The sequence below is a fragment of the Chamaesiphon sp. genome (assembly GCF_041737865.1).
GTDB lineage: Bacteria > Cyanobacteriota > Cyanobacteriia > Cyanobacteriales > Chamaesiphonaceae > Chamaesiphon.
The window spans coordinates 1-4,807 of the sequence record NZ_JBGSQZ010000184.1 but is presented as its reverse complement, the minus strand read 5'-3'; the positions used below and the strand labels follow the sequence as shown (position 1 = coordinate 4,807).

At 38.9% G+C, this 4,807-nt stretch carries 4 protein-coding genes and 1 pseudogene; 4 read left to right on the top strand and 1 reads right to left on the bottom strand.

What is annotated here, in order from left to right:
- Positions 1-218 precede the first annotated feature (218 nt).
- Positions 219-899, top strand: a pseudogene (locus ACEW9J_RS13810) (RNA-guided endonuclease InsQ/TnpB family protein); the annotation flags it as partial.
- 12 nt (positions 900-911) lie between these two features.
- Here ACEW9J_RS13810 and rfbD read toward each other — a convergent pair.
- Positions 912-1,787, bottom strand: a complete 876-nt coding sequence (rfbD, locus tag ACEW9J_RS13805; protein ID WP_373545696.1) for a dTDP-4-dehydrorhamnose reductase — start codon at positions 1,785-1,787, stop codon at positions 912-914.
- A 238-nt stretch (positions 1,788-2,025) separates the two neighbouring features.
- On the opposite strand from rfbD, the gene ACEW9J_RS13800 reads away from it, so the two are divergent.
- From ACEW9J_RS13800 to ACEW9J_RS13790, 3 genes are all read left to right on the top strand, one after another.
- Positions 2,026-3,024 carry a glycosyltransferase family 2 protein gene (locus ACEW9J_RS13800; RefSeq protein ID WP_373545695.1) on the top strand — a complete coding sequence of 333 codons (999 nt, stop codon included), beginning with the start codon at positions 2,026-2,028 and terminating at the stop codon, positions 3,022-3,024.
- Positions 3,025-3,034: 10 nt separating this feature from the next.
- Positions 3,035-4,282: a glycosyltransferase family 4 protein gene (locus ACEW9J_RS13795; protein ID WP_373545694.1), complete on the top strand. Its 1,248-nt coding sequence runs from the start codon at positions 3,035-3,037 to the stop codon at positions 4,280-4,282.
- A 91-nt stretch (positions 4,283-4,373) separates the two neighbouring features.
- Positions 4,374-4,664 (top strand): hypothetical protein, encoded by a 291-nt coding sequence (locus tag ACEW9J_RS13790; protein WP_373545693.1) that lies wholly within the window; start codon positions 4,374-4,376, stop codon positions 4,662-4,664.
- Positions 4,665-4,807: the final 143 nt, after the last annotated feature.

Here is a 4,807-nt window from a genome sequence, read left to right as displayed (position 1 = left end):
CTGCCCCTGAATTGTTTTTTCTATGCTTTCTAGCGTTGGTTTTTCGTCTAATTCTCCCTCTGTATATAATATGTCGGCAATTGCTCTAGAGTATTCTTTCAGTTTTCTTGTTTGTTCTGGAGTCATTATTTTTTGGCCATTATTGATCGCTTTAATTATCCTCTAAGTATCGATCTCCTCTCAATGAGTATTTATACTCATCGCAAAAGTGTTATGCTCCCGTCTCCTTACCTGTTGATGAAATTAAATCTGCTGTGGGAATTGATGTTGGGCTAGAAAAGTTTTTAACTACTAGTAATGCTGAAGCGATTGCCGTACCTCAGTTCTACCGTAAGGCTCAAGCTATTCTGGCACGAAAGCAGCGTAAGTTAGCCAGACAAGAAAAAGGATCTAATAACTATAAAAAACAGGCGAATAAAGTTGCTAGCTTGCATCTGCATATTGCTCGACAGCGCAAAGATTTTCATTATTCTGTAGCTCATTATTTATGTGCAAATTACGATCTGATTGGATTCGAGAAACTGAATATCAAAGGTCTAGCTAGAACCAGATTAGCTAAATCAATACTTGATGTTGCATGGCGGACATTCTTGAACATATTGCAAGCAGTAGCAGTAAAATGCGGCAAGCATACTCAAGAAGTTGATGCTAGAGGTACTAGTATTGAGTGTTTTAATTGTGAGGAAAGAGTTGTTAAAGACTTGTCTGTTCGAGTTCATAATTGCCCCAATTGTGGAGTCAGTTTGGATCGGGACTATAACGCGAGTATTAACGTGTTAAAACGGACGACTGGACTGTCGTTTGCTGCTTGTGGAGGCTTAGGGGTTACCCAGCCAATGAAGCAAGAAATCTCATTTGTGAACTTGAGAAGCCCCCGTCAGACCGCTCTTAGCGGTTGACGGTGGGAGTAGTCACCTGGCGAGTAACTGACTCAGGCTCAAGTTCCAATCTGGTAACTGCACGCCAAAATCAGCCAGAATCTTGCTGTTATCTAGTACTGAGTTGGCTGGACGCTGTGCTGGCGTCGGATAGTCACTAGCAGGAATCGGTAAGATGTTTTGGATGCTAAGGTGTCGATCTGGATATAATTCTCGATATTGACCGACAATCTGACTAGCAAAGCCATGCCAACTAGTTTTTCCAGCCGCTGAGAGATTGTACAAGCCCCTCAAGGATCGATCGTCGCCACACTGTGCTACTATCTGCGATGTGGCTTCGGCGATCGATCTACTCCAAGTTGGTGCCCCAATCTGATCTGAAACGATTTTTAGTTCCGACTTTTCTGCGGCTAGACGTAAAATAGTCAGCAAAAAGTTTTTGCCCCGATTGCCATAGACCCAAGTCGTCCGCAGGATTAAATGCGGACAGTCTACTTGCATAATTGCCTGCTCACCAGCTAATTTACTCGCTCCATATATACCCAGTGGATTGGTAAGATCGGTTTCTAAATATGGGCTAGTCTTGCTGCCATCAAACACATAATCAGTGGAGTAATGTATGAGCAAAGCTTGGGATTTTTGTGCTAGTTCTGCTAGAATCCCTGGAGCGGTAGCGTTAATCGCTGCACAAAGCTCTGGTTCTGTTTCTGCCTTGTCTACGGCTGTATAAGCTGCCGCATTGACGATAATATCGGGCTGAACCTGTCGGACTTGCTCTCTAATTTGGTCTGGATTGGCTAAGTCCAGCTCCTGACTACCGAACACTGTCACGTTACCCAAACTCGCAAGAGTAACCTGAAGCTCCCAAGCAATCTGCCCTTGTTTACCAAGAATTAAAATTTTTTTCATATTTTTTACTCGATCAAAATGCTCATTACCATAATAGTCTACGAAGTTGCCAGGATATAACTTTACGGAACCAAAAATTATCTGGCAATCTTTAAGATAATAGAAAGCGAATCACTCATTTGTCAATAGTCAAAATCGATTTTAATTATCTCGAAGATTTACAGGAAACATTCTCCAATATTATCGTGCAAAATGATAGAGACATAAAATAATTAATATTTCAAATAAAAATATCCTCATGACGCTCTCTTCCTCGTTACCTTTAACTAATAAAATAGGATGGCCGTGGTCTTCGGAAAATTCCGTCGATGCTGATATCTCCTCAATCGAGCTAGATTATCCTAAAATTACTGTTGTTACTCCTAATTATAATTATGGACATTATCTAGAAGAAACTATTCGATCGGTCTTGCTGCAAGGTTATCCAAACTTAGAGTACATCATCATTGATGGTGGAAGTACCGATAACTCGATAGAAGTTATCAAAAAGTACGAGCCGTGGTTAACTTATTGGGTAAGCGAACCCGATCGCGGTCAAACTCACGCTATCAATAAAGGAGTGGAAAAAGCTACAGGTGAAATCTTTAACTGGATTAATTCCGATGATATTTTGATGCCAGGTGCTTTATTTGCGATCGCCAAAGGAATGCAAGACAGCGATGCTTTTGTTGGTGTCGTGAATAATTTTGATGAGTCTGGAAGAGAGGTAAAAGTATTTCCCCAGAATATAACTTCTAAAGGTTTACTGACTAGATTCAACACAACCGAGAAACCGCAAGATCGAGATACGGTATATCACCAGCCAGGATTTTGGTTTAAGACTAAATACTTGAAAGAAATCGGTGCCTTAAATGAAGAGTTGCGTCTCCAATTTGATTTCGATCGAGTAGTTAGGTATCTCTACCACTATCCAACAGTAAATTATAGCGATCGGACGTTAGTTAATTTTAGATGTCACCACGAACAAAAAACTGCTCCAGGCAAGATCGAGCAAGAAGGTCAAAAGATTGCAAATAGCCTTATTGCCGATCCTGTTTATCAGGTTCTCAAACAGCCAGCTAAATTGTGGTTGTCGCGGTTAATCTGGTATGAGGACTTAGCAAGTGTTAGTCAACAGAATAATAGAACGACCCGAATCATTGAAGCTCTAAAAATGCTGTTACTTTCTTGCCAAAGTCCTAATGCTTATTGGACTAGATATACATTCGGAAGTATTAGGCAATTATTGACAAAATAAGATATAACTTATGAAAGTAATTTTCGATATTTCTTCAGTTGGTGATAATCCGACGACAAGAACGGGCATCGCCCGTACAGCTTGGACATTAGCCGATCTGTTACATCAAAATTTAGGTGACAATCTCAGCTTTTCGGCAACTGGATCGATCGAAGCATCACTGCAAACAGAACGGCTGCTTAATGCTTATCCCAATCTTCATTCTGCGATATATCCTGTCAGCTCTTTCGCTAGAAATGTTAATCAATTAAACAAACAAATTAACAATAATAGTTTTGTTGAAAAAACCAAGCAGTTAACTTTACCTAATATTTCTAGGGTACTTAATATCACGAGACAACCGATCGATTCCAAAATATTAGCCGAAGCCGATATATTTCATTCTTCTTATCCACGTATTCCTAAGCAAGTTAGAAAAGCACTTCCCGATCGTCATTTACAAACAGTTTACGATCTAACTCCGTTACTTTTAGATGAAAAATATTTTGGCCCAGGACAACGAGGGATCACACAAAGACTGATCGATACTATTCACCCTAATGACTGGGTAACAACGATATCAGAGGCAACACGTAACGATCTATTAAATAGACGAAAATTAAATCCAGATCGAGTCGTTACTATTTATCTGGCTGCATCTCGCGATCTTTTTTATCCAATTTCAGATCTCGTTATTCTTGAAAACGTCAGGCACAAATATAAAATACCTGAAGGCGATTACTTTCTTACACTGCATTCGTTAGCTGGGCATAAAAATATGCAGCATTTAATAGCTTGTTTTGAACAGGTTATTGCTCAAGAAAAAACCAAGGATTTACGTTTATTAATCTGTGGAGGCAGTCAAGATGCCCTTGCATCCATGATTAAGGAGAACCAGTTAACAGATTCAGACTTAAAATTCATTCACTTTGCAGGATTTATAGATGATAATGACTTAGCTGCAATCTATAGTGGTGCGATTGGTTTTATTTTTCCTTCCCTTTATGAAGGATTTGGATTACCAGTACTAGAAGCAATGCAGTGTGGTTGCCCAGTTATTAGCTCTAATACTTCATCTCTACCAGAAGTTGTAGGAGAAGCTGGCTTCTTGGTTTCACCCATAGATCGAGATTCTCTTTGTGAATCGATTCTCTGTCTGTACAATAGCTCTACTTTACGTTCTAATTACTCTCATAAAAGTTTAGATAGAGCCGCTTTGTTTAGCTGGGAAAAAACACTAAATGAGACTTTAGACGTTTACGGTCGCATGATGTCATAATCTATTAAATATCTCCTAAGACCATGTTTGTATTTATCGTTCCATTACGTAGCCCAGAAACTTGCTCTGACTGGGAAGGAGTATCTTTATTATGCAATCAAACTCTGATTTTCCTGAATCGATTGAAACACCAGCATCTGAGTGGCTAGATATTATTTGGCAACACTTGAAAGTGAATGAATTATTGAAGCCAAGGCAACGAAAGTTAGATCCCCTTCCTTTTCCTGGTGCTGTTTATAGAATTAATCCTCATAATCTTTCTACAACTAATCTTAAAGATTCAAGATTTTCAAGCCTTAAATCTATCTTATGGAAGATGTTATGCAAACGAATACTTACATCTAAAATTATCAAAGAGTTCAGTTTTCCCAATCTCAGATAATCCAAATCACAATTGATGGGAAATTCGATAAAAAAACCTCACTGTTTTTCTGATAATTACTGCATTTATACAGCTACTGTTATATATTTCATCTATATCTATATTAAATGCAGATAGTTTCCTATATCCATCCCATCCGTACC